Below are 25,701 nucleotides of genomic sequence, written 5' to 3' on the forward strand. Positions count from 1 at the left end.
CGCCCAGCCCGCCGCCCGCCTCTCCGCCCGCGACAAGCTCGTCCTCTTCGTGCTCTGCGCCGCCCAGTTCATGGTCGCGCTCGACTTCTCCGTACTGAACGTGGCGCTGCCCGTCCTCGGCGCCGACCTCAACATGAGCGACGCCGCGCTGCAGTGGGCCATCACCGCCTTCGCGCTGCCGTCCGGCGGTTTCCTGCTCCTGTCCGGACGGCTCGGGGACCTGTACGGCAGGCGGCGGCTCTTCCTGTCCGGACTCGCCCTGTTCGGCGCCGCCTCGGTGCTCGCGACCTTCGCGTGGGACGCGCCGTCGTTCCTCGCCGCGCGTGCGCTGCAAGGCATCGGTGCGGCCGCGATCGTGCCCACCGGCATGGCGCTGCTGACCACCACGTTCCGCGAGGGCCCGCAGCGCGACCGGGCGCTCGGCCTGTCCGGCACGCTGATGTCGCTCGGCTTCACCGTCGGCATGGTGCTCGGCGGCATCCTCACCGACACCCTCGGCTGGCGCTCGACGATGGGACTGCTCGCCCTGTTCGCCGTGATCGTGCTGCCGCTCGCCCCCGCACTGCTCACGGAGTCCCAGAGCCCCGAGCGTCCGCGGCTCGACGTACCCGGCGCGATCACCGTCACCGGCGGACTGCTCGCCCTGATCTACGCCCTGACCACGGCCGCCGAGCACGGCTTCGGCACCCTCGACGTCCAACTCACGCTGGCCGCCGGTCTGTTGCTGCTCGCCGCGTTCGTCCGTATCGAATCCCGCACGGCACAGCCGCTCGTCTCGCTGCCGATGCTGCGCCGCCCGACCGTCGCCTGGGGCAATATCGGCGGCCTGATCACCTTCTCGATGATGACGACGATCGTCTTCGTCCTGACCCTCTATCTGCAGGAGACCCTCGGCCTCTCGCCCCTCCAGACCGGCATCGTCTTCGGGGTCCAGGGCCTGGCCGCCCTCGTCTCCGGCACCCTGACGCCGCGCGTCGTCGGCCGCGTCGGCTCGCGCACCGTCCTCGTCGTCGGCCTCACCGGTCAGGCGGTGTTCACGGCCGCGCTGCTCGTGACCGGCACCGGCACCCTGGGCGTGGTCCTCGCGACCCTGGTGGCCTCACTGGCCTGCATCTTCCACATGGGCGCGATCATCTCGTACGGCATCACCGTCACCTCCGGCGTCCCGGACGAGCAGCAGGGCCTGGCCACCGGCCTCGTCACCAGCAGCCAGCAGCTCGGTCTGACGATCGGCATCCCGCTGCTCGGTGTGCTCGCCACCACCGCGGACGATCTGACCTCCGGCTACCACACGGTGGTCGCCCTCGACGCGGCGATCGTGCTGGTGGCCGCCGCGCTGATCGCGCTCGGACTGCGGAAGTCGGCAGAGCGGACGTCCGTACCGCAGAAGTCCGTACAGCAGTAGGGAAGTTCAGCCCCGGTCCAGCCGCAGCCGCTCCGCCTTCGGCAGCCCCGCCACCACCAGATCGTACGAATCCTCGATGAGTTCCCGGACAACGGCGTCCGGGAGCTCTCCCACGGTCACGGTGTTCCAGTGCCGCTTGTTGACATGCCAGCCGGGCACGATCGCCGGGTACTGCTCGCGCTGGAGGATCGCGTTCTCGGGCTCGGCCTTGAGCGTGAGCGTCAGCGGCTTCTCGTCGAGCGCGCCGAACGCGAAGATCTTGCCGAGCACCTTGAAGGTGGAGAGCTCCTGATGGCGCGAGAAGGGGAACTCCTCCACCGCCGCGTTGAACGACAGACAGAACGCGCGCAGGTCAGCGGGTTTCATCCTTGGTGTCCTCCACGTCCGGTACCGCCACCGGCTCCACGAGCACCGTCATGATCTTGTTGCGCCGGCCCGCCGCCGACTCCGCGGTGAGCTTCAGGGAGCGTCCGTCGGGCAGCTCGACCTGGGCCTCGGCACCCGCGATCGGGACCCTGCCGAGCGCCTTCGCGAGCAGACCGCCGACCGTCTCCACATCGTCGTCGTCGAACTCCTCGAGCCCGTACAGCTCGCCGAGGTCCTCCACATCGAGCCGCGCGGTGACCCGGAAACGGTCCTCGCCGAGCTCCTCGACGGGGTCGATCTCGCGGTCGTACTCGTCGGTGATCTCGCCGACGATCTCCTCGAGGATGTCCTCGATGGTCACGATGCCGGCCGTGCCGCCGTACTCGTCGATCACGACCGCGACATGGTTGCGGTCCTGCTGCATCTCGCGCAGCAGATCACCGGCGTTCTTGGTGTCCGGTACGAAGGACGCGGGCCGCATCGCCGTGGAGACCAGCTCGGACTCGGCGTCCCGGTTGATATGGGTCTTGCGGGCCAGGTCCTTGAGATAGACCATCCCGACCACGTCGTCCTCGCTCTCACCCGTCACCGGGATCCGCGAGAACCCGGACCTGAGCGCGAGCGTGAGCGCCTGCCGGATGGTCTTGTACCGCTCGATGACGATCAAGTCCGTACGCGGCACCATCACTTCGCGTACGAGGGTGTCGCCGAGCTCGAAGACCGAGTGCACCATGCGGCGCTCGTCGTCCTCGATCAGCGACTCCTGCTCGGCCAGGTCCACCATCGCGCGCAGCTCGGCCTCGGACGCGAACGGCCCCCGGCGAAAGCCCTTGCCGGGGGTCAGCGCGTTACCGATCAGGATGAGCAGGCGGGGGATCGGGCCCATGATCCGGGCCAGCGGCAGCAGCACGTACGCGGACGCCGTCGCCGTATTGAGCGGATGCTGACGTCCGATGGTGCGCGGCGAGACACCGACGGCCACATAGCTGACGAGCACCATCACACCGATGGCGACCGAGAGCGCCTGCCAGGTCTCGTCGAACTCCTGCAGACAGGCGTACGTGACGAGCGAGGCGGCGGCCATCTCGCAGGCGACGCGGACGAGCAGCGCCACATTCAGATACCGCGTCGGATCGGCCGCGACCTGCTCCAGCTTGGCGCTGCCCCGGCGGCCCTGGCGCACCGCCTCGGCCGCACGGAAGCTGGAAACGCGCGCGAGGCCCGCCTCCGCACAGGAGGCGAGCCAGGCGACGATCACAAGCGCGATGACGCCGAGGATCAGGGCGGTACTCACGAGACCGTGGGCGCCGGCGACGGACCGGTCATGCCGCGCTCTTCGCGCCAGCCGTCGACGATCGCGGCCTGGAGGCCGAACATCTCGGCCTTCTCGTCCGGCTCCTCATGGTCGTAGCCGAGCAGGTGCAGCACTCCGTGCACGGTGAGCAGCTGCAGCTCCTCGTCCATGGAGTGCTCCGTCTCGGCGTCCTTGCCCTGCTTCTCGGCGACCTCCGGGCAGAGCACGATGTCGCCGAGCAGGCCCTGCGGCGGCTCCTCGTCGTCCTTCATGGGCGGGCGCAGCTCGTCCATCGGGAACGACATGACATCCGTCGGACCCGGCAGGTCCATCCACTGGATGTGCAGCTGCTCCATGGCGGCGGTGTCCACGACGATCACCGACAGCTCGGAGAGCGGGTGGATCCGCATCCGCGCGAGCGCATAGCGGGCGATGTCGAGGATCGCCTGCTCGTCGACCTCGGTTCCGGACTCGTTGTTGACGTCGATCGCCATGGTGCGCTGTTGCTCCGTATTGAAAAAGTCACGCCCGCTTGGTGCGGCCGCCCTTGTGGGTGCCGTTCTCCGTGCCGTGCTCGCTGTCGTACTTCTCGTAGGCGTCGACGATACGGCCGACGAGCTTGTGCCGTACGACATCGTGCGACGTGAGCCGCGAGAAGTGCACATCGTCCACGCCCTCCAGGATCTCCTGGACCTGGCGCAGACCGCTCTTCGTACCGCTCGGCAGGTCGACCTGGGTGACGTCACCGGTGATGACGATCTTCGACTCGAAGCCGAGCCGGGTCAGGAACATCTTCATCTGCTCGGGCGAGGTGTTCTGGGCCTCGTCGAGGATGATGAAGGCGTCGTTCAAGGTCCGGCCACGCATGTACGCCAGCGGCGCGACCTCGATCGTCCCGGCGGCCATCAGGCGCGGGATCGAATCCGGGTCGAGCATGTCGTGCAGCGCGTCGTAGAGCGGGCGCAGATACGGGTCGATCTTCTCGTAGAGCGTGCCCGGCAGGAAGCCGAGGCGCTCGCCGGCCTCGACCGCGGGGCGGGTCAGGATGATGCGGTTGACCTGCTTGGACTGCAGGGCCTGCACCGCCTTCGCCATGGCGAGATAGGTCTTGCCCGTGCCGGCGGGGCCGATGCCGAAGACGATCGTGTGCTGGTCGATCGCGTCGACATAGCGCTTCTGATTGAGCGTCTTGGGCCGGATCGTGCGGCCGCGCGAGGACAGGATGTTCTGCGTCAGTACCTCGGCCGGCGTCTCGTCCGGCCCTTCCCCGTTCTCGCTCGCCCTGAGCATGGCGATCGAGCGTTCCACTGCGTCCTCCGTCATCGGCTGGCCCGTGCGGAGCACCAGCATCATCTCGTCGAACAGGCGCTGTACGAGAGCGACTTCTTCGCGGTCGCCGACGGCGCTGATCTCATTGCCCCGGACATGGATGTCGGCCGCCGGGAAGGCCTTCTCGATCACACGCAGCAGGGAGTCTCCGGAGCCGAGCACCGTCACCATGGGGTGCTTGGCAGGCACGGTGAACTGGGCTCGTGCGGGGCCCTGCGCGGAGGGCTGAGCTGTCGGTGTCTGAGTCATGGGCCGGCGCTGTGGCCTGAGGTCGTCCTCCTCGTACGGGGCTCCGCCTGAGGCGGCGGACCTTGCACTCCAAGGGTACGTCGGGGGACTGACAGGACCGAGGGGTTTTACGGCCCCCGGCGGACGGTTGGTGCCCCGTGCCGTTGTTTTAAGGGGCACCGTGGCAGGCAGCCCTCCAGGTATCAGGGACAATGGGCCGCATGAGCGCACCTTCCTCCGAGTCGCAGGCACCGCACCGCGCAGGTTTCGCCTGCTTCGTGGGCCGGCCCAACGCGGGCAAGTCCACCCTGACCAACGCACTCGTGGGCCAGAAGGTCGCCATCACGTCGAACCGGCCGCAGACCACGCGGCACACGGTGCGCGGCATCGTGCACCGCGAGGACGCGCAGCTGATCCTGGTGGACACCCCTGGCCTCCACAAGCCGCGCACCCTCCTCGGCGAGCGGCTCAACGATGTCGTCCGTACGACCTGGGCCGAGGTCGACGTGATCGGCTTCTGCCTGCCGGCGAACGAGAAGCTCGGCCCTGGCGACCGTTTCATCGCCAAGGAGCTCGCGGGGATCAAGAAGACCCCGAAGATCGCGATCGTCACCAAGACGGACCTCGTCGAATCCAAGGCGCTCGCCGAGCAGCTGATCGCCATCGACCGGCTCGCGCAGGAGCTGGGCTTCGAGTGGGCCGAGATCATCCCGGTCTCCGCGGTCAAGGGCGAGCAGGTCGACCTGCTCGCCGACCTCCTCGTACCGCTGCTGCCCGAGAGCCCGCCGCTCTACCCGGAGGGCGACCTCACGGACGAGCCGGAGATGGTGATGGTCGCGGAGCTGATCCGCGAGGCCGCGCTCGAAGGCGTACGGGACGAGCTGCCGCACTCGATCGCGGTGGTCGTCGAGGAGATGCTGCCGCGGGAGGACCGTCCGGCGGACAAGCCGCTGCTCGACATCCACGCGAACGTCTACATCGAGCGCTCCAGCCAGAAGGGCATCATCATCGGCCCGAAGGGCAAGCGCCTCAAGGACGTCGGGACCAAGTCCCGCAAGCAGATCGAGGCGCTGCTCGGTACGCCGGTCTTCCTCGACCTGCATGTGAAGGTCGCCAAGGACTGGCAGCGGGACCCGAAGCAGCTGCGGAAGCTGGGCTTCTAGCCGGCCTCGCGCACAGCCGTGAACGCAGAAGTCCGGGCGTCCACCCCACATGCTGGGTGGACGCCCGGACTTCTGCGTTCGGCGGCATGACCCGCTCGGCGTGACCTACTTGATGTAGACCAGACCGTCCGTCGTGATCGTCGGACGGCCGCTGGTGCCGACCACGACGATCTTCACGGTGTGCTTGGCGCTGCCGGACCAGGTCTTCGTCCAGATCGCCTGGCGGTACTTCACGGTGGAGGACTTCAGGTCGACGGTGCTGACCTTGACGCCGTCCACGTAGACGTACGCCTGACCCGAGGTCGAAGCCCGGCTGACCACCCACGAGGCGGAGCGGCCGGTGAACGTCCAGGTCAGGCTCGCGCCCTTGGAACCGCTCGAGTACGACTTGCCGCCCAGGTAGCTGGTGGACGACCGGCTCGTCCAGCTGCCGGACCTGACCGCGGAGGTCTCCTGCAGGATGACCGGCGTGTAGGCCGCGGACGCCGTACGGGAGTTGCCCGCGACGTCGTACGCCGCCATCGACCAGGTGGTCGCGGTGCCGGGCTTGGCCGTGCGGGCGACCGAGGTGGTGGTCGGGCCGAACGTGGTGGCGGTGGGAACGAGCTGCTTGACGCTCTGCAGGGCCGCGTTGTCGGCGGCCTTCCAGCGCAGGCTCACCGGGACCGAGGTGGTGCTGACCGTGCCGGTGGCCAGGGCCAGGTTCGGCGTGGTCGAGAAGGTCGGCGCGGTCGTCTCCGCCACGAAGTTCTGCGCGGTGGTGGTCACGGCCTTGCCGGACTGGTGCACGGCCCGTACGGCGACGGTGTGGTTGCCCAGGGCGAGGGTGGCGGCGGCCGAGGTGGCCGTACCGGAGGCGGTGGCGGCGACCTTGCCGTCCACGAGCAGCTCGAAGCGCTTGATCAGCGAGCCGGGCGTCGTGGTCGACCACTTCGCGGTGATCGCGCCCTTCGTGTAGTACGTCGTACCGGAGGCGGTGGCGCCGGAGACCGACGTGACCTTCAGGCCCTGCACCGGTCCGGACGCCATGGTGCGGATGGCCGGCAGCTGGGCGTAGAGGGAGTTGCCCGGGCACTGGGTGTTGTAGCCGTCGCGGTGCCCGGAGACGGCCTTGAAGGTGTACTGCTGCCCCGCGAAGTACTTGGCGCCGAAGTAGTTCGTCAGCACGACGCGGTTGTCCGGGGTGTCCGGCTTCTCGGGGTCGATGAGGATCACCGGCGCCGTCATCTGAGTGCTGCCGCTCGGGTCGATGCCGTACTGGCCGAGTTTCCACGCCGCCAGCCGCGCGACGGCTGTCTGCGCGGCCGTGGAGACGCCGGCGTCGGTATACGTGCCGAGCACCGCGATGCCCGCGGACTGGCTGTTCCAGCCGTAGGTGTGGGCTCCCGTGACGGGCAGGTCCACGCCGCCCTTGCGTCCCTCAAAGATCGTGCCGCACTTGTCGACGAAGAAGTTGTAGCCGATGTCGTTCCAGTGGTTGGTGTTCACGTGGTACGCGTAGATGCCGCGCACGAGCGCCGCCGAGTCGGCGCAGGAGTAGCTGTTGCTGTCGACCGTGTGGTGCACGAAGACGGTCTTCACGCCGGCGTTGTAGTTCGACGGGTCGGGGCTCATCGATTCGTTGGCACCCCAGCCGGCCCGCGAGACGATCGACGGCTTGGGCACGGTGGACGGCGGCGCCGTGGGAACGGTGGGCGAGGGGCTCGCGGTCGCGGAGGCCGACGTCGAAGTGGAGGCGCTCGCGCTCGGCGAGACCGACTCCGACGGCGGGACGGACTCGCTCGGTGACGCCGACGGCGAAGCGCTGTCGCTCGGCGACCCTGTAGCGGCCGGCGACGTCTCCGCCGCGAAGGCCGCAGGCTCGTACGCCACCGGCTCCGCCTGCGTCTCGGCCTTGGTCACCACGCCCGGGTCGACCAGGCTGACCTCGAGACCCTTGGGCAGCGCGGAGGTGGAACCGTCCTTGTGGACGACCTGGACCTGGACACCGTCGGAGGGGCCCACCCAGATCGGCTCGGTGGCGCCGCGCGCCTCCTCGCGGGCCTCGGGGTCCTCCAGCGGGTCCACGTTCGCCTCGAGGTCCTGCCACCCGGACCACTCACCGGTCCCGATGCTGCGGGTGCGCACCTGGGCCGTGCCCTGCAGCCGCTTCTCCGCGTCCGTCCAGGAGACACCGAGCATCGAGAACTGCTCGGTCTCGGTACGCGGCAGCTCACGCTTGCCGCTCGCGGGGCTCTTGAGCGTCAGGTCGTAGACCTTCACCGGACGCTTGGCCCGGCCCGCGTCCGACGGTCCGTCGGAGGGGCTCGCAACGGCGTAGGTGATGATGCCGCCGCCTCCCACCAGCACCGCACTCAGCGTCAGCCAGGCCCGGCGCTTCATGCTGAGCGGTCTGTATGCATGCGACATGCGTCGACTCACGGATTCCCACCCCTGAAAGGTCCGAGGACCAAAAGAAAGAAGTCACTGGAGGCACACCCGTCACAGGTGCGGCCACGCTTGGACAGCGGGGTGGGAGCAGGAAGTGTCACTGCCGAGCCGCTTCAAGTGACCTAAGTCACGCTACGGCTGGGGGAATTGGGGTACATGGGGCGGGACCAGAGGCTGACAGCCCCGCGGAGCGAACTCCTAGTCGCCCTCCTTGAGTACCCGCGAGATCAACTTCCGCTGCGGCTCGGTGAGTCGCGGATCCGCGCAGTACACGGTCCGCCCGTCGACGGTGATCTGGTAGGCGAAGCCGTCCGGCACCCCGATCGGGGGCGAGAGCCGGCCCTGCGCGAGGGCCTCCTCGGCGAGCGCCTGCCAGTCCGCCGCGTCCAGGCGGCCTTTCGTATCGACCGAGCGGTGGTGATCGAGACCGCCGAATCCTCCGGTACGCCTGACTTGGATACGCATGTCTTCCTGTCTAGTACGGGGCGGGCCGGTGCGGAACCCGCCCCGGACTCGGATCAGGAGGACGCGACGCCCACCTGGGACCAGGCCTTGACCACCGCCTGGTGCTCCTCGCCCTCCCCGTAACGGGAGGCCGCGGCCGCCACCGTCGCCTTGGCGAAGTCCTCGAAGTTCGCGTCGACTTCGAGCCCGCCGGCCGTCAGCGTGTCGTACCAGATCTGCCCGGCCCGCTCCCATGCGTTGCCGCCGAGGGCCTCCGCCGCCAGGTAGAACGCGTGGTTGGGGATGCCCGAGTTGATGTGCACGCCGCCGTTGTCGCGGCCGGTGCGCACATAGCCGTCCATCGTGGCCGGTTGCGGGTCCTTGCCGAGCACGTCGTCGTCGTACGCCGAACCCGGCTCCTTCATCGAGCGCAGCGCCTTGCCCGTCACGCGCGGTGCGAGCAGCCCCGCCCCGATCAGCCAGTCGGCCTGTTCGGCGTTCTGGCCGAGCGTGTACTGCTTGATGAGCGAGCCGAAGACGTCCGAGACCGACTCGTTGAGCGCGCCCGGCTGACCGAAGTACGAGAAGTTCGCGGTGTACTGCGTGACGCCGTGGGCCAGTTCGTGGCCGATGACATCCACCGGGATCGTGAAGTCGAGGAAGATCTCGCCGTCCCCGTCGCCGAACACCATCTGCTCGCCGTTCCAGAAGGCGTTCCCGTAGTCCTCGCCGAAGTGCACGGTGGCGATCAGGGGGAGGCCCTGGCCGTCGATGGAGTTGCGGGAGAACGCCTTCAGGAAGAGCTCGAAGGTCGCGCCGAGGCCCGCGTACGCACGGTTGACCGTGGCGTCCTTACCGGGCTTGTCGCCCTCGCCGCGAACCTTCTTGCCGGGCAGGTCCTGCTTGTGCTTCGCGTCGTGGATGGTGCGCTGCGGCTTCTCCGGCTCGGCGGCGGGCGAGACCGAGGGAGCGCCGACGACCGTGGTCAGCCGGCGCGCGGTGCGCTGGGCGGCGTCCGCGACGAGGGTCTTACGGGCGGCTGCGGACAGCCGCGGATCCCCGGACCTCGCGAGGTGGTCGAGGACATGGGGCGGCACGATGGTGCAGAAGACGGGCTCGAAGCCCGTGCGGTTGGCGGTCATGGCCGCACAGTGGCACTGAGTTATGGCCCTGTCACTACCAGCAACCATGATCGTTGAATGCTCCCCCTCAAGAGTGAGGAGGATTCCTGGCTCACGCTGCTCGTTCGTCCTGCGGACGGCCGAGTCTGACGCGATCGACACCAGCCGGGGTCAGGCCTGCCCGGCGGAGCATGACGAACGCGGAGTTCTTGTCCCGGGGGACGGAGATTCCGCATACGTCGCACCGATAAGTACGTGCGCTGAGCGGCAGGCGGGACTTGGCTCTCGCCCCGCATGCCGCACAGTCCGTCGTGGTGTGTGCCGGAGGGATCAGGTGTACATCACGACCGTGTTTTCGGCCCATGTCGACGACGGCCTGTTTCGCCGCACCGATTGCCGCGTCGGCAGCCTTGCGCGCCATGGGGGACTTGGCCAGGAATTGGGGCCGGAAGTCCTCGACCGCCAGCACGTCATGGGCGCGCACCACCTTCTTGGCCCACTTTCGTGCTGTGTCCTGGCGTTGCCGAGCGACCTTCCGATACGCCTTGGCTGCCATGCGTTGCGCCTCACGGTAGCCACGCGAGGGCAGCCTGCCCTTCTCGGGGCGACGGCGGGCCATCATGCGCTGCGCGGCTGCCAGCCGCGCTGCGGCCTTCGCGCCATGCTGGGGATGCTCCAAGTCGTGGGCGTCACTGGTCGTGATCGCCAGCGCCTTCACCCCCCAGTCGATGCCGATCACTTGCCCCGTGGCAGGCAGCGGATCAAGGGCAGCGGGGACGACGAAGGAGGCATACCAATGTCCCAGTCGATCTTGGAAGACGCGGACCGACGAGGGGCCGGCGGGAAGCGGACGTGACCACACCACTCCCACCTGGATGCCCCCAGCCAGCCACAGTCGGCCGCCTGTCATCGTGCTGTCGCCCTGGCCGGTGAGGCGGAAGCCTCGCCGGGTGTAGTTCAGGCTCGGGCGCGAGGCCCGCTTGCCCTTGCGGGCCTTGAGCCGTGGCATACCCGTGCGCTGGTGGGCAGGCAGTTTCGCAGTGATGTCCTTGATGGCCTTTGCGCGAGCCCGGCCGAAGTCACGGATGATCTGCTGTTGCGGCACGCAGGAGCCCTCCCGCAGCCACGGGGTGATGGACCGGGCGCGGGTGAGCATCCGGTCCAGCTCGGCGGGCCCGCACGTCCGCTTGTCCTGCGGGTTGTCGAGGTTGTGGGCGTGCGTGCCCTGCGAGCGGGCCACGCACTCGTTCCACACCCAGCGGCAGCGCGCCCACTCGGCTTCGAGCTCTCGCCGTGCGGAGGCCGGGACCCGCAGTCGGTAGACGAAGCGCGCGTGGCCTGCGGTCATGGTCTTCGTCATCGGCCCGCCCCGCTTCCGTCATGCTCGCTGTGATCAAACCGGCTCGTACCGTAGTGCGCGTTACGCGCAGTCGTCCGGCCACCTGTGACGGATCACCGTTGCGGGCGATGATGGGTATGGGTGTTCGTCAATCGGAGCGAGGGCAAGGGGCGCCGGACCAGGCGATTCGAGGCTTTCCTCACCTCTGGCCCGATAGGTTCGCCCAGTCCCGCATACTGAAACGGTCCCGCGCCCGGCGTGAGCCTCGGCTACGCTGCTCGGCATCATGCGTTTCGGGCTGCTTCTTCTTAGCTGCCGCGGCGAGGGCCTGTAAGACGTAGGCCGACCCCCTCCCCGCGGAGTTTGGTGTTGCGCTACGACCCGTCGGCCGCCCACGAGCGGACCAATGAGGAGCCCTACGCATCATGACTGCATTTGCAGGCAACGAGACGCCCATCACCAATGCCACGCACGACCAGAAGCCCTCGGGCATGCCGGTCCACAAGTACCGCGGGTACGAGGACGTGGACATCGCCGACCGCACCTGGCCCTCGCAGCGCATCACCAAGGCGCCCCGCTGGCTGTCCACGGATCTGCGGGACGGCAACCAGGCGCTGATCGACCCGATGTCGCCCGAGCGCAAGCGCCGGATGTTCGACCAGCTGGTCAAGATGGGCTACAAGGAGATCGAGGTCGGCTTCCCGGCCTCCGGTCAGACCGACTTCGACTTCGTACGGTCGATCATCGAGGAGCCGGGCGCCATCCCGGACGACGTCACCATCTCCGTACTGACCCAGGCCCGTGAGGACCTGATCGAGCGGACCGTGGAGTCCCTGAAGGGCGCCAAGCGGGCCACCCTGCACCTGTACAACGCGACCGCGCCGGTCTTCCGCCGGGTCGTCTTCCGCGGCTCCAAGGAAGACATCAAGCAGATCGCCGTGGACGGTACGCGGCTGGTGATGGAGTACGCCGAGAAGCTGCTGGACGAGCGCACCACGTTCGGCTACCAGTACAGCCCCGAGATCTTCACCGACACCGAGCTGGACTTCGCCCTGGAGGTCTGCGAGGCCGTCTGCGACGTATGGCAGCCGGGTCCGGGCCGCGAGATCATCCTCAACCTGCCCGCCACGGTGGAGCGTTCGACCCCCTCCACGCACGCGGACCGCTTCGAGTGGATGGGCCGCAACCTGACCCGCCGCGAGTACGTCTGCCTGTCCGTGCACCCGCACAACGACCGCGGCACCGCCGTGGCCGCCGCCGAACTGGCCGTGATGGCCGGCGCCGACCGTATCGAGGGCTGTCTGTTCGGCCAGGGCGAGCGCACCGGCAACGTCGACCTGGTGACGCTGGGCATGAACCTGTTCTCGCAGGGCGTCGACCCCGAGATCGACTTCTCCGACATCGACGAGATCCGTCGCGTGTGGGAGTACTGCAACCAGATGGAGGTCCACCCGCGCCACCCGTACGTGGGCGACCTGGTCTACACGTCCTTCTCCGGCTCCCACCAGGACGCCATCAAGAAGGGCTTCGACGCGATGGAGGCCGACGCCAAGGCCAAGGGTGTCACCGTCGACGACATCGAGTGGGCCGTGCCGTATCTGCCCATCGACCCGAAGGACGTGGGCCGCTCCTACGAGGCGGTCATCCGGGTCAACTCGCAGTCCGGCAAGGGCGGTATCGCGTACGTCCTGAAGAACGACCACAAGCTGGATCTGCCGCGCCGTATGCAGATCGAGTTCTCGAAGCTGATTCAGGCCAAGACGGACGCCGAGGGCGGCGAGGTCACGCCGGCCGACATCTGGGCCACGTTCCAGGACGAGTACCTGCCCAACCCGCTGAACGCGTGGGGCCGGATCCAGGTGCGCAACGGCCAGTCCACGACCGACCGCGACGGCATCGACACGCTGACCGTCGAGGCCGAGGTGGACGGTGTGGAGACCACGCTGGTCGGCACCGGCAACGGTCCGATCTCCGCGTTCTTCCACGCGCTGCAGGGCGTCGGCATCGACGCACGCCTGCTGGACTACCAGGAGCACACGATGAGCGAGGGCGCGTCCGCGCAGGCCGCCTCGTACATCGAGTGCGCGATCGGCGACAAGGTCCTGTGGGGCATCGGCATCGACGCCAACACCACGCGCGCCTCGCTGAAGGCGGTCGTCTCGGCGGTCAACCGCGCCTCGCGCTGACCCGTTTCGGTACCGGCTGATCCTTTTCGGCACCCGCCGGCCGGAGCCCCGTCCGCATCCCGGCGGACGGGGCTCCGGCCTTTTTCTGTACGTGTGTACGTACGGTCTTGGCCAATCTGGCGTCACAGGTGCTGACGGGCAATCACTGATGTGGCTAACATCACGCCAACGCGGCAGCGTTGCCGAAGCGTTACGGAGGTGTGGCGTGCGGACCAGTGGACGAGTTGGTCGAAACCCCGGCGTACTGGGACGCATCTGCGGTGTCCGTACCGCGTGGAACACCATCGGTGACGGGGAGTTCTTCTGCCCGGGCTGCGGCGGGGACCGCAACTACCGGCGCAGGACCGGCCGCAGACGCTTCACGCTGCTCGGTGTGCCGCTCCTTTCGCGCGGCACCGCGGGCCCGGTCGTCGAATGCGCCTCGTGTCGCGACCACTTCGGGACCGACGTCCTCGACCACCCGACCACGCACCGGTTCTCCGCGATGCTGCGCGACGCCGTGCACACGGTCGCCCTCGCGGTGCTCGCGGCCGGCGGCACCTCTTCTCGTACGGTGCTTTCGCGTGCCGTCGGGGCGGTGCGCTCCGCGGGCTTCGACGACTGCACGGAGGACCAGCTGACCACGCTGGTGGCCGCGCTCGCCGAGGACACGGGGCGGCTGCCCGGCGGTCCCTGCGACCCCTCGGGGGTCACCCTCGCGATCGAACTCCACGAGGCGCTCGACCCGTTGGCGCCGCATCTGGCTCCGCCCGGGCGGGAGGCGATTCTGCTGCAGGCCGCGCGGATCGCTCTCGCGGACGGTCCGTACACCCCTGCCGAGCGCGAGGTGCTCGCCACGGTGGGGGCCGCGCTGACCATGGAGGCCGAGGAAGTCGAGCGGCTTCTGGCGGCCGCCCGTACGCCGTCCTGATCCCGTACGAGCAGCAGCCGTTACTCCCCAGGGAGTAACTCCACCCCCGGGCCACCCCGGGGAGTACCCCCCAACTCGCCCGCACGTCCGACGAAAGCCGCCCTGCCCGCCGGGAGTCTGGTGACCACCGGACAACGGGACGAGGGAGGGATTCGCCATGACGGCGAAGACACAGGGCAGGACCCGCAGGCGGGCGATTCCGTGGGTGATGCTCGGGCTGTGGGTGGCGATTCTCGCGCTCGCCATGCCGTTCGCGGGCAAGACCGGGGATGTGCAGCAGGACAGGGCCGTCGACTATCTGCCGGCCAGTGCCGACTCCACCCGGGTGGCGAAGATCCAGGAGCAGCTGCCCGGCGGCGAGTCCACGGAGCTGGTGCTCGTCTACCACCGTGACGGCGGCCTTACCGCGCAGGACAAGGCCACCGCGCAGGGGCAGATCGACGAGATCGCCGGGCAGCACAAGCTCGTGGGCACCCCCGAGGCCGTACCGGCGAAGGGCGGGGACACCCTGTTCTATCCGGTGGCGAGCAATGAGCCCGGTTCGGACGAGAAGCTGCGGGACGCGTTCGTCAACGAGGTACGGGAAGTCGCCGAAGGCAGCGGTGGGTTGAGCGTCGATGTCGGCGGACCCGGTGCGCTCGCGACCGATGCCTCCGAGGTCTACAACGCCCTCGACGGTCCGCTGCTCTACACGACCGTCGCCGTCGTCGCGATCCTGCTCATCATCATCTACCGCAGCCCGCTCCTGTGGCTGGTCCCGCTGATCGTCGCCGGGATCGCCGACATGCTGTCCCTCGCCGTGACGTACGGCCTTCACCAGACCTTCGACATCACGGTCAGCGGACAGTCCACCGGCATCATGACGGTGCTCGTCTTCGGCGCGGGGACGGACTACGCACTGCTCCTGATCGCCCGCTACCGCGAGGAACTGCGCCGCCAGGAACGCCCGTTGGACGCCATGGCCACGGCGCTGCGCGGCTGCGGCCCCGCGATCCTCGCCTCCTCCGGCACGGTCGCCGCGGGCATGCTGTGTCTGCTCGCCGCCGACCTCAACTCCAGCAGCGGCATGGGCCCGACGGCCGCCGTCGGCGTGCTGTGCGCCCTGGTCACGATGACCACGCTGCTTCCCGCGCTGCTCGTCCTGCTCGGCCGCCGGGTGTTCTGGCCGCTGATCCCCGCCTTCGGCTCCGCGCCCAAGCAGCGCCGGAGCGTCTTCGGGGCCATGGGTGCCTCGGTGCAGCGCCGTCCGCTCGCCGTGCTCGTCTCCTCGGCGGTGGTGCTCGGTGCCCTTGCGCTCGGCGCGTTCAACCTCTCCGGGAACGTGAAGCAGGAGGACTCCTTCACCAAGACCCCCGAGGCCGTACGGGCGATGACGACGCTCTCCGACGCGTACCCGGAGCGCTCCAGCCAGCCGATCACCATCCTCGCGCCGAACGGCGAGGCCGACCGAGTCCTCGGCGCCGCACGGGACACCAAGGGGGTGTCCGCCGCCGAACAGGGACGCAGCGGTGATACCTGGACCGAGATCTCCGTGATCGCCGAAGCCCCGCCGCAGTCCGCGGCCGAGACCGCGACCATCGAGAAGCTCCGGGACAAGCTCGACACCAGCCTGGTCGGCGGGCCCAGCGCCCAGCAGCTCGACCTCCAGGACACCAGCTCGCGCGACACGATGGTCGTCGTACCGATCGTGCTGCTCTCCGTCCTGCTCATCCTGATCGTGCTCCTGCGCTCCCTGGTCGCCCCGCTGCTCCTGACCGCGGCCGTGGTCGCGGTGTGGGGCGCTTCGCTCGGCATCGGCGGTCTGGTCTTCGACTCGGTCTTCGGCTTCGAGGGCTCCGACTCCGGACTTCCGCTGATCTCCTTCGTGTTCCTCGTCGCCCTGGGCGTCGACTACGGCATCTTCCTGATGCACCGGATGCGTGAGGAGGTGCTCGGCGGCCAGGACACCCCGACCGCCGCGCTCACCGCCCTGCGGACGACCGGAGGCGTGATCGCGTCGGCGGGCCTGGTGCTCGCGGCGACCTTCGGGGTCCTGATGAACATGCCGCTCGTCCAGCTCGTCGAGATGGGCTTCGTGGTCTCGGTCGGCGTGCTGCTCGACACCTTCCTCGTCCGCACCTACCTGGTGACCTCGGCGAGCATGGTGCTCGGCAGCAAGGTGTGGTGGCCGGGCCCGCTGTCGAAGCTGCCGGCGCGGACCGTGGTGCCCGAGCGGACCGAGCGGCCCGCGGCGACCGTGTGAGGCACCCACGCGGCCGCGGACCGGATTTCCTGGCAATGGCCCAGGGGGTCCGGTCCGCGGCCCGATCGGCAAGGATGGGGGATGTGTTGAGGATCAAGCTGCCGTCCCGGAGCGACGAGAGGCGGCCCACGCCGCGCGACTGGCTGCTCGCGGTGGGGGTCGGCGTGGCGTCGATCCCGCTGGCGTTCGTCGGGCAGGGCGACAACGCCCATACGCCGGACCTGGTCGGCTGGACGCTGTTCGCCCTGTCGGCGCTGACGCTGGCCTGGCGGCGGTACTTCCCGATGGGCGTCCTGGTCGCGCTCATCGTGCTCGAGGGCACCTACCACCGCCTGAACAACGCCCACTCGGCGCTGATCCCGGTGACGATGGTCGCCATCTACTCGCTCGCGGTGGCCGGGCCCAGGCGGCGGACCCTGACCGTGCTGCCCACGCTGCTCGGCCTCAGCGTGATCATGCTGCTCAGCGTCAACCCGCACCAGGGCGTGGAGCTGCTGCGGATCTCCGGCTGGATCATGGCCTGCGCACTCACGGGAGAGGCGGTCCGCGTGCACCGCAACTACATCGGCGCCATCGTGGAGCGCGCCGAACGCGCCGAACGCACCCGCGAGGAGGAGGCCGCGCGCCGCGTCGCGGAGGAACGGCTGCGGATCGCCCGCGACCTGCACGATCTCCTCGCGCACTCCATCACGTTGATCGGCGTGCAGACCTCGGTCGCCTCCCATGTCCTCACCGTCGACCCGGACCGCCTCGACCGCGCGGCGATATCCAAGGCGCTGGACGAGATCTCCGAGACCTGCCGCACGGCGCGCGGCGAACTGCGCTCCACGCTCGAAGTGCTGCGGGAGGCCGAACTCCCGGACGGTCGCGGCCCGTTGCCCGGCCTTGACGGACTGTCCGATCTGGCGGACTCCGCCCGTACGGCAGGTGCCCATGTGACCTTGGACGTCCAGGTGACGGATGCACCGGCCGCGGTGGGCGCGGCCGTCTACCGCCTCGTACAGGAGGCGCTCACCAATGCCGTACGGCATGCGGGGCCAGGCGTGAAGGTGGCGGTGCGTGTGGCGCCCGAAGGCGCCTGGGGTCTGCGCCTGAGCGTCGAGGACGACGGTCCCGAAGGGGCTGCGCCCGCCCGCACCGGCACCCCGGGATACGGTCTCGTCGGGATGCGGGAACGGGTCCGCAGCGTGGGCGGCACCTTGGACGCGGCCCCGCGCGGGACGGGCGGGTTCGCGGTGACGGCGGTGCTGCCGCTGGGGCTCGCGGCCGCGGGGGAGAGGAGCGAGGGATGACCATCCGAGTGCTGCTCGCGGACGATCAGCGCCTGGTGCGCGCGGCGTTCGCGATGCTGGTCGAATCGGCCATGGACATGGAGGTCGTCGGCCAGGCGGGCACGGGACGAGAAGCCGTCGAACTGGCCCGCAGCGAACGCGCCGACCTGGTCGTCATGGACATCCGGATGCCCGATCTCGACGGCATCGAGGCGACCCGTCTGATCGCCGCGGACGAGGACCTCGCGGGCGTCAAGGTCCTGGTCCTCACCACGTACGACACGGACGAGCATGTGCTCGAGGCGCTGCGCGCGGGCGCGTCCGGTTTCCTGGTCAAGGACACCAAGCCCGCCGAACTCCTCGATGCCATACGGACGGTGGCGGCCGGGGAATCGCTCCTGTCACCGGGGCCGACGTCCCGTCTGATCGCCCGCGTCCTGCGCGCCCCCGAGGCCCCGCAGTCCGGCGGACCCGAAGGCCTCTCGGGACGTGAACGCGAGGTGCTCACGCTGGTCGCCCGCGGCCTCAACAACACCGAGATCGCCGAGTCGCTTGGCCTCAGCCCGCTCACGGCGAAGACCCACGTCAGCCGCATCATGGGCAAGCTCGGCGTCCGCGACCGGGCCCAACTGGTCATCTGCGCCTACGAGTCGGGTCTGGTGGCGCCCGGCGACTCCGGGTCCTGACGGCTTCCGTCCCGGGGCGTGCAGAAGTATTGCCGTACCCCTTGCGGCCCACTACGTTCACGCAAGACGTCCTACGTCCTACGTCCGATGTGCACGCGCCCGATGTGCATACGTCTTGTGCGAAGGAGAACGATGCTCTCACCGTGGAAGCGCAAGAGATCCCTGGCGGCGGGCGGTCTCGTCGCCGCCGCCCTCGCCGCGCTGCTGCTGCCGGGCGCGCCCGCGTCGGCGGCGGCCCCCTGCACCGGTTCCGTCCCGTACGCCTCGGGCGAGGGCGGCTATGACACGTACCGCATCCCCGCCGTCATCGAGACCCGCGCGGGCACCCTGCTGGCCTTCGCCGAGGGCCGGGTCGGAGGGGCCGGCGACACCGGCAACATCGACGTCGTCGTCAAGCGGTCCCGCGACGGGGGCTGCACCTGGGGCGACTTGAGCATCGTCGCGGCCGGCGGCGGTGACACCCGGGGCAACCCGGCGCCCGTGATCGACCCGCGCACCGGCAGGATCGTGCTGCTCACCTCGTACAACAGCGGCGATGTCACCGAAGCCCAGATCATGCGGGGCGAGGCGACGGCCGAGCAGAGCCGCCGGGTCTTCGTGCAGACCAGCCGCGACGACGGCCGCAGTTTCAGCGCGCCCCGCGACATCACCGCCACGACCAAGCACGCCGACTGGCGCTGGTACGCCACAGGTCCTGGCCATGCCGTCGCCCTCACCCACGGCCGGCACGCGGGACGCCTCGTCGTCCCGGCCAACCACTCCATCGCGCCGCCCGCCGGGTCCGCGGACACGGGAGCGGAGGCCAAGTACTACGGCGCGCACTCGCTCTACAGCGACGACGGCGGGCAGAGCTGGCGGATCGGCTTCGTCGACGACTCGTACGACGGCGTGATCAACTCCAACGAGTCGATCGCCGCCGAACTCCCGGACGGAATCCTCTACTTCAGCTCCCGCGACCAGAACGGCACGAGCCCCGGCAATCGTCTCGACAGCTACTCGCGCGACGGCGGGAGGACGCTGACCCGGCCGTACGCCGTCGAGCCCACGCTGAACGACGTGCCCGTGGTGCAGGCAAGCGTCCTGCAACTGGCCGGAAAGAACGCGCCGTTGGTGTTCTCGGGGCCGTCCGTGCCGACCGCACGGCAGTCGATGGCGCTCTGGGCGAGCGAGGACCGCGGCGCCACGTTCACCAAGGTCCTCACCCTCTCCCAGGACAAGGCGGCCTACTCCGACCTGGTGCAGGTCGACCGCCGTACGGTGGGGCTCCTTTACGAGACCGGGGTGGCCGGAACGTACGAGACGATCACGTTCCGGCGGATCCCGGCGGACGTGATCGCTCCGTAGCGCGGGCTGTGGGTAGAGGCCCGGCCGGCCGGGCCTCTACCGGGCGCTGCGCCTGCGGTGGTACGCGAAGCAGACGGCCGCAAGCAGCGGTCCCCACAGCAGGAGCGGGACGTAGGTGAGGTGGAAGAAGGCGAGTTCCCAGCCGTGCAGCGCCTTCGTGGGGTGGTCGCCGGGAAGCTGCTCCCCTTGGAGGGTGACCCCGGCCAGCTCGGTGGCGAAGGCGGCGGTCCACATGACGGTCAGGACCACGGCGCCGAGCGCGGCGGGTACGACGGCGGCGAGGGGCGGCACCCTGCGGCCGCCGAGCAGCGGGATCCAGCGCGGCAGGACCTCGCCCCACGCGGCGACAAGCCCGACGGCGGTGAAGGCGATCAGCTCGGAGAAGATCGACAGGGCGACGATGTACACCGGCCCCGGCAACCACGACGGGAGCTGCCCCACACCGTGCGTGGCCTCGTCGCCGATGTGGAAGACGACGGTCATGATCCGCCATACGCCGGAAGGAAGCACGGTGAAGGGGATGGCGTAGGCCGCGATCCGCGCCCAGCGGGGGACACCGGGCACCGGGGTGTGCGCGCGCTTGAAGGCTGCGCGCAGTCGCCCGGTCGGGGCCGGGGCGGTGGGTGCGGTGGGCGCGGCGGCATGGTCGGCGGTGACGGTCATGCGTGCTCCTCGGGCGGTCAGCTGTTGCTCGCTTGAGCGGTATCAACTGTCACAGCCGTCCACGCCCGGGACGTCGCCCACCGTACTGAACCCGGATCAGTACGGTGGACGAGAACGCCGCTGCTTCCGTAAGCCCTCAGGATGATCGTGCGGGCAGGGCACGTGCCCCCTGAGGATCATGCGCACGATGCGCGATGCGCGATGCGAGGTGCACGATTCAGAGCAGCCCGGCGGCGGCCAGGTACTTGCCCACCCGCTCCACCTCCGAAGGCGACAGCGGCACCTGCGGGACCGCTGTCGCCGCGCAGTCGATGACGCCGCGCAGGTGGAGCGCCGCCTTGAAGGCGCCGAGCGCCGAGGAGGAGCCGCCCATGCGGGCGGCGTCGCCGACGCCGACCATGCCGAACAGGGCGCACAGGCGCTCCTGTTCGGCGCGGGCGCGGTCCCAGTCGCCGTCCTTCGCGTACCGGTACAGGTGGACGTAGCCCTCGGGGTCCACGTTGCCCAGGCCGGGGACCACGCCGTGCGCGCCCATCGCGAGGGCGGAGTCGACGGTCAGTTCCGAGCCGGTCAGGACGCTGAAGCCGGGGATCCCCCGCGTGGCGATCAGGGAGGCGCGGAACGCGCCCTCGTCGCCGCTGGAATCCTTCAGGCCCGCGATCACCCCGTCCGAGGCCAGCTCGGCCACCAGGTCCGTGCCGAGCTTCAGGGGGACGGACACCGGCTGGTCGTAGGCGAAGACCGGCACGGGGGAGTGGGCCGCGACCGCGCGGAAGTGGCGGGAGATCTCGGCCGGATGCGTACGGGTGTAGAACGGCGCCGTCACCACGACCGCGTCCGCGCCCGCCGCCGTGACCGCGTCCACATGGTCGTGCACGCGCAGGGTGGTCATGTCGATCGCGCCCGCGAGGACGGGCAGTTGGCCCGCGACATGGCGGACGACCGTGTCGACGACGAGACGGCGGTGGCGGTCGGGGAGATACGCGGCTTCGGAGGACGAGCCGAGCACGAACAGGGCGTCGACGCCGGCCGACACCAGATGGTCCACGAGACGGGTGAGCGAGGCCGTGTCCACCTCGTTGTCCGGTGTCAGGGGAGTGCAGACGGGCGGTACGACACCGGTCAGCGGGGCGGGGAGCGTCATCGAGTCTCCTTCACGGCCGTGGCGGCGGCCGGGTCGAGTACGGCCGTGGCGGCGGCCTGGTGTACGAGGTCGTGGGTCGACTGGGAGCCGTCCACGGGGTGGTGACAGCGGAAGCGATGCCCGGCGGTCGCGGACTCGGTGACCTCCGGCATCGTCGCGGCGCACTGGTCGTCGGCCTTCCAGCAGCGCGTACGGAACGGGCAGCCGGACGGCGGACGCGTGGCCGAGGGCACCGGGCCCACCAGCGGGATCGGGTCGATCGGCGCGAGCAGGCCGGGCGTGGCCGAGAACAGGGCGCGGGTGTACGGATGGCGGGCGGCGTCGAGCACCTCTTCGGCCGGGGACTCCTCCACGATCCGGCCGAGATACATGGTGATCACGCGGTCGCTCATCCTGCGCACCGTCTGGATGTCGTGCGAGACGAACACCAGGGCCAGGCCCAGGCGTTCCTTCAGGTCGAGGAGCAGGTTGAGGATCTGGGCGCGTACCGACACGTCGAGCGCGCTGGTCGGTTCGTCCGCGACCACCAGGTCCGGCTCGAGCGCCAGGGCGCGGGCGATGGCCACGCGTTGGCGCTGGCCGCCGGAGAGCTGTCCGGGCAGCCCGTCCGCGAGCACCTTGGGCAGGCCGACCAGGGCCATCAACTCCCGTACGCGCTCCTCGCGTTGGGCCGGAGTGCCGCGGCGGTGGACGTCGAGCGGGTCGCGCAGGATCTGGCGGATGGTGAGGCGGCGGTTCAGGGCGGTGGACGGATCCTGGAAGATCATCGCCGTGTGGGTGCCGATCGCGGCCCTGCGCTCGGCCGGCTTCATCGTCCACAGGGCCTTGCCCCGGAAGGCGACCGTGCCCGAGGTCGGCCGCTGCACGCCGACGAGCACCTTCGCCAGGGTGGACTTCCCACAGCCCGACTCGCCCACGACGCCCACCGTCTCGCCGGGTGCGATGGCGAGGTCGGCGCCGGTCAGGGCGTAGACGCGATCGCGCGAGAACAGACCGCCGGAGCGCGCCTTGTGCACGACGTGGGCGTCGGTCAGCGAGATCAACGATGTCGCCGTCGGGATCAACTGGTCGGTGGAGCTGGTCACTTGAGTGCCTCGCTTCCTTCGCTGCTGCGGGGCGCGGGCACCGTGAGCGGTACCGCCGGATGGTGGCAGGCGGCTTCGTGCGCCCGGCTCGCACCGGTGAGTTCGGGTGCCGTCGTACGGCAGATCTCGCTCGCGAGGGGGCAGCGGTCCGCGAAGCGGCAGCCGGCCGGGAAGTCGGCGGGCGAGGGCACCACACCCTTGATCTGCGTGAGCCGCTCGGCGGAGGCTTCGAGGGAGAGCACCGACCCGAGCAGGCCGCGCGTGTAATGGTGCGAGGGCTGCTCGACGAGATCGGCGGTGACACCGGACTCGACGATCTGCCCGCCGTACATCACCACCACCCGGTCCGTGACGTCCGCGACCAGCGCCAGGTCGTGCGAGACGAGGATGAGGGCGAAGCCCAGCTCCTCGCGCAGCCGGAGCAGGAGCTGGATGACCTGCGCCTGCACGGTGACGTCGAGCGCGGTGGTCGGCTCGTCGGCGACGATCAGCTTCGGGTTGCGGGACAGGGCCATCGCGATCAGGACGCGCTGGCGCTGGCCACCGGAGAGTTCGTGCGGGTAGCTGCGCAGGGTGCGCTCCGGGTCGAGGCCCACCAGCTCGAGGAGTTCCTCGGATGTGCGCGCTCCTCCTCGCCGTACGACCTGCTTGAGCTGGGCGCGGATCGTCATGGCGGGGTTCAGGGAGGACAGGGCGTCCTGGTAGATCATCGCCATGTCGTGCCCGAGCAGGCGCCGGCGTGAGCGCATCGGAAGGCCGATCAGCTCCTGCCCGTCGAACATCACCGAACCGCGGATCCGCGCACCCTTGGGCTCCAGACCCATCACGGTCAGCGCGGTCAGCGACTTGCCGCAGCCCGACTCGCCCACGAGGCCGAGGACTTCACCGGGGCGCACCTCGAAACTGATGCCGTCGACGATGTCGATACCGCTGTGCCGCTGCTCGAAGCCGATCGCCAAGTCCCGTACGGACAGGACGGGTTCACCGGTCGGCAGCGCCCGGGCGCGTTCGCGCAGCCGGGCCGCGGCCTCGGTGAGTCCGGGGAGTTCGAGCACCTCGCCGGTGCCGGTCTCGGGGGCCTCCAGCTTGTCCTCGGCAAGGGCCTTCTTCGCCGGTACGTCACGGGCCACCGGAGCCGCCCAGGCATCGGAGACGCCCTCGGACAGGATGTTCAGGGCCAGGACGGTGATCACCATCAGGAGGCCGGGGAACCAGGTGGCCCACCAGCCGTCGATCAGGACCAGGGCCTTGCCGTCCGCGATGACGTTGCCCCACGAGGGGTCCGGGGGCCTTACGCCCGCCCCGATGAAGGACAGGGAGGCCTCGAAGACCATCGCGTCCGCGACCTGCACCGTGCAGAACACCAGGATCGGCGCGGCACAGTTGATGGCCACGTGCTTGGCGACGATATGCCAGGTGCGGGCGCCGATGACGCGTTCGGCGGTGACGTAGTCCTCGCCGTACTGGTCCATCACATTGGCGCGCACGACCCGGGCGATCGGCGGGGTGTAGAGGAACGCGATCGTGCAGATGAGGACCGGTACACCGCCCTCGAAGACCGCGATGAGCACGGCCGCGAGCGCGATGCCGGGGAAGGCCATCACCACGTCGAGGCAGCGCATCAGGAACTCGTCGACCGCCTTGCGCGAGGTCGCCGCGATCGCCCCGATCACCGCGCCCGCGATCAGACCGAGCAGGGTGGCCCCGAGCCCGATCAGCAGCGACATGCGCGCGCCGTACATCAGCCGGCTGAGGATGTCGCGGCCGAGATGGTCCTGGCCGAGCCAGTGCTCACCGGAGGGCGCGCCGTCGCCGCCGATCCGTGGTGCCTGGTCGAGCGGGTCGTGCGGGGCGAGCAGCGGCGCGAACACCGCCATCAGGACGACGGCGGCCAGGATGCCGACCGCGATCCGGGACCTGAGCGGCATCCGCTTGAGGCCGCGCAGCCGGATTCCCGGGCGGGACAGGGCAGTTGCCAGGCTCTTGCGCCGGGACAGACCGAGCGGGCTCTTCTCCCCGAGTGGGGCGTCGCCGTGCGGGGAGTCACCGTGCGGAACGTCGCCGTGCGGCGCTTGCTGAGTGGTCGGCATCAGGCGGCGCTCCTCAGGCGGGGGTTCACCAGGAGATAGAGGATGTCGATCACGAGGTTGATCACCAGGAATCCGATCGCGGCGGTGAGGACGGCTCCCTGCACGACGGCCGGGTCACCGTTCTTGACCGCGTCGATCATCAAGGTGCCCATGCCGGGCAGCTGGAAGATCTGCTCGGTGACCACCGCGCCGCCGAGCAGATACCCGACGCGCAAGCCCAGCACGGTCAGCGGGTTGATCAGTGCGTTGCGCAGCACATTGCGCCCGACCACGACGACCGGGGGCAGTCCGCTGCCGATCGCCGTACGGACGTAGTCCTTGTCGAGCTCCTCGACCACGGCCGTACGGACGATACGGGTGAGCTGTGCGGCGATCGGCAGGGAGAGCGAGAAGGCGGGCAGCACCATGGTCCTGAGCCAGCCGCTGAAGGAGTCCGCCGGATTCACATAGCCGCCGGACGGGAACCAGCCGAACCCGTTGGCCAGGTACTGGATCATCAAAAGCGCCAGCCAGAACCCGGGAGCCGCGACCCCGACCAGGGAGATCACGCGGATCGCCTGGTCGGGCATGCGGTCGCGGTAGATCGCGGCGGTGACGCCGAGGACCAGGCCCACGACGATGGCGATCGCCAGACCCATGAAGGTCAGTTGCAGGGTCAGCGGCAGTGCGGTGCCGATCTCGTCGAGCACCGGTGTCTGCCGCAGGGCGCTGGTGCCCATGTCGCCCTGCAGCAGATCCCCGACGAACGCCATGTAGCGCACCGGCAGCGGATCGAGCAGCCCGTTCTCCTCGCGGAACTCCGCCAGTTGCTCCTGCGTGGGGTTCGCGCCCTGGAAGAACGCGGAGGCCGGATCGGCGTCCGAGAACTGCATCACCAGGAAGACGAACAGGATCACGCCGAGCAGCAGAGGCACGAGCAGGGTGATGCGGCGGGCCAGAATCCTGGCGATCGCAGCCACGT

The 25,701-nt window shown here is 69.6% G+C and carries 21 protein-coding genes; 8 read left to right on the forward strand and 13 right to left on the reverse strand.

Going from position 1 to position 25,701, the window contains the following annotated elements:
* The coding region (locus G6045_RS05415; RefSeq protein WP_235967576.1) for an MFS transporter at positions 1-1,405 on the forward strand (1,405 nt) is incomplete at its 5' end.
* Between the two features lie 6 nt (positions 1,406-1,411).
* Here G6045_RS05415 and G6045_RS05420 read toward each other — a convergent pair.
* From G6045_RS05420 to G6045_RS05435, 4 genes are read right to left on the reverse strand one after another with little or no spacing between them, the layout of a single operon-like run.
* Positions 1,412-1,771: an MmcQ/YjbR family DNA-binding protein gene (locus G6045_RS05420; RefSeq protein WP_165330644.1), complete on the reverse strand. Its 360-nt coding sequence runs from the start codon at positions 1,769-1,771 to the stop codon at positions 1,412-1,414.
* On the reverse strand, positions 1,758-3,065 hold the full coding sequence (locus G6045_RS05425) for a hemolysin family protein (protein ID WP_165330645.1): 1,308 nt from the start codon (positions 3,063-3,065) through the stop codon (positions 1,758-1,760). Before G6045_RS05425 ends, G6045_RS05420 begins: the two co-directional genes overlap by 14 nt.
* Positions 3,062-3,559 carry an rRNA maturation RNase YbeY gene (ybeY, locus tag G6045_RS05430; RefSeq protein ID WP_165330646.1) on the reverse strand — a complete coding sequence of 166 codons (498 nt, stop codon included), beginning with the start codon at positions 3,557-3,559 and terminating at the stop codon, positions 3,062-3,064. Before ybeY ends, G6045_RS05425 begins: the two co-directional genes overlap by 4 nt.
* 28 nt (positions 3,560-3,587) lie before the next feature.
* On the reverse strand, positions 3,588-4,643 hold the full coding sequence (locus G6045_RS05435; RefSeq protein WP_165330647.1) for a PhoH family protein: 1,056 nt from the start codon (positions 4,641-4,643) through the stop codon (positions 3,588-3,590).
* Positions 4,644-4,843: 200 nt separating this feature from the next.
* On the opposite strand from G6045_RS05435, the gene era reads away from it, so the two are divergent.
* Entirely contained in the window at positions 4,844-5,785 is a 942-nt protein-coding gene (gene era, locus G6045_RS05440; RefSeq protein ID WP_165330648.1) for a GTPase Era, read from the forward strand.
* 105 nt (positions 5,786-5,890) lie between these two features.
* Here era and G6045_RS05445 read toward each other — a convergent pair whose 3' ends face one another.
* From G6045_RS05445 to G6045_RS05460, 4 genes are all read right to left on the reverse strand, one after another.
* On the reverse strand, positions 5,891-8,167 hold the full coding sequence (locus G6045_RS05445; RefSeq protein ID WP_165330649.1) for a peptidoglycan recognition protein family protein: 2,277 nt from the start codon (positions 8,165-8,167) through the stop codon (positions 5,891-5,893).
* 246 nt (positions 8,168-8,413) lie between these two features.
* The gene (locus G6045_RS05450) at positions 8,414-8,680 is read right to left on the reverse strand and encodes a protealysin inhibitor emfourin (protein ID WP_165330650.1); all 267 of its coding nucleotides are present in this window, start codon (positions 8,678-8,680) and stop codon (positions 8,414-8,416) included.
* A gap of 53 nt (positions 8,681-8,733) precedes the next feature.
* The gene (locus tag G6045_RS05455) at positions 8,734-9,801 is read right to left on the reverse strand and encodes a M4 family metallopeptidase (RefSeq protein ID WP_165330651.1); all 1,068 of its coding nucleotides are present in this window, start codon (positions 9,799-9,801) and stop codon (positions 8,734-8,736) included.
* A 91-nt stretch (positions 9,802-9,892) separates the two neighbouring features.
* Positions 9,893-11,140 carry an RNA-guided endonuclease InsQ/TnpB family protein gene (locus G6045_RS05460; RefSeq protein ID WP_165330652.1) on the reverse strand — a complete coding sequence of 416 codons (1,248 nt, stop codon included), beginning with the start codon at positions 11,138-11,140 and terminating at the stop codon, positions 9,893-9,895.
* A 404-nt stretch (positions 11,141-11,544) separates the two neighbouring features.
* Between G6045_RS05460 and leuA the strand changes: the two genes are divergently transcribed.
* The 6 genes from leuA (at position 11,545) to G6045_RS05495 (ending at position 19,758) form a co-directional block, all read left to right on the forward strand.
* The gene (gene leuA / locus G6045_RS05470; protein ID WP_165330653.1) at positions 11,545-13,305 is read left to right on the forward strand and encodes a 2-isopropylmalate synthase; all 1,761 of its coding nucleotides are present in this window, start codon (positions 11,545-11,547) and stop codon (positions 13,303-13,305) included.
* A 148-nt stretch (positions 13,306-13,453) separates the two neighbouring features.
* Entirely contained in the window at positions 13,454-14,215 is a 762-nt protein-coding gene (locus tag G6045_RS05475) for a TerB family tellurite resistance protein (protein ID WP_165330654.1), read from the forward strand.
* A gap of 157 nt (positions 14,216-14,372) precedes the next feature.
* Complete coding sequence (locus G6045_RS05480) at positions 14,373-16,457, forward strand: MMPL family transporter (protein ID WP_165330655.1); 2,085 nt, start codon at positions 14,373-14,375, stop codon at positions 16,455-16,457.
* Positions 16,458-16,531: 74 nt separating this feature from the next.
* On the forward strand, positions 16,532-17,749 hold the full coding sequence (locus G6045_RS05485; protein WP_206343296.1) for a sensor histidine kinase: 1,218 nt from the start codon (positions 16,532-16,534) through the stop codon (positions 17,747-17,749).
* Positions 17,746-18,414 (forward strand): response regulator, encoded by a 669-nt coding sequence (locus G6045_RS05490; RefSeq protein WP_165330657.1) that lies wholly within the window; start codon positions 17,746-17,748, stop codon positions 18,412-18,414. The genes G6045_RS05485 and G6045_RS05490 overlap by 4 nt, the downstream gene beginning before the upstream one ends.
* Before the next feature lie 132 nt (positions 18,415-18,546).
* Entirely contained in the window at positions 18,547-19,758 is a 1,212-nt protein-coding gene (locus G6045_RS05495) for a sialidase family protein (RefSeq protein ID WP_206343297.1), read from the forward strand.
* Between the two features lie 36 nt (positions 19,759-19,794).
* On the opposite strand, the gene G6045_RS05500 is transcribed toward G6045_RS05495, so the two are convergent.
* From G6045_RS05500 to G6045_RS05520, 5 genes are all read right to left on the reverse strand, one after another.
* Complete coding sequence (locus tag G6045_RS05500; RefSeq protein WP_165330659.1) at positions 19,795-20,421, reverse strand: hypothetical protein; 627 nt, start codon at positions 20,419-20,421, stop codon at positions 19,795-19,797.
* A 217-nt stretch (positions 20,422-20,638) separates the two neighbouring features.
* Positions 20,639-21,565, reverse strand: coding sequence for a dihydrodipicolinate synthase family protein (locus G6045_RS05505; RefSeq protein WP_165330660.1), 927 nt, complete (start codon positions 21,563-21,565; stop codon positions 20,639-20,641).
* On the reverse strand, positions 21,562-22,650 hold the full coding sequence (locus tag G6045_RS05510) for an ABC transporter ATP-binding protein (RefSeq protein ID WP_328707658.1): 1,089 nt from the start codon (positions 22,648-22,650) through the stop codon (positions 21,562-21,564). The genes G6045_RS05505 and G6045_RS05510 overlap by 4 nt, the downstream gene beginning before the upstream one ends.
* A complete protein-coding gene (locus G6045_RS05515) occupies positions 22,647-24,740 on the reverse strand; it encodes a dipeptide/oligopeptide/nickel ABC transporter permease/ATP-binding protein (RefSeq protein WP_165330661.1) in 2,094 nt (697 codons plus the stop codon). The genes G6045_RS05510 and G6045_RS05515 overlap by 4 nt, the downstream gene beginning before the upstream one ends.
* Positions 24,740-25,699 (reverse strand): ABC transporter permease, encoded by a 960-nt coding sequence (locus G6045_RS05520; protein ID WP_165330662.1) that lies wholly within the window; start codon positions 25,697-25,699, stop codon positions 24,740-24,742. Before G6045_RS05520 ends, G6045_RS05515 begins: the two co-directional genes overlap by 1 nt.
* Between the last annotated feature and the right edge of the window lie 2 nt (positions 25,700-25,701).

Source organism: Streptomyces mesophilus (genome assembly GCF_011044995.1).
Taxonomy (GTDB): Bacteria; Actinomycetota; Actinomycetes; order Streptomycetales; family Streptomycetaceae; genus Streptomyces; species Streptomyces mesophilus.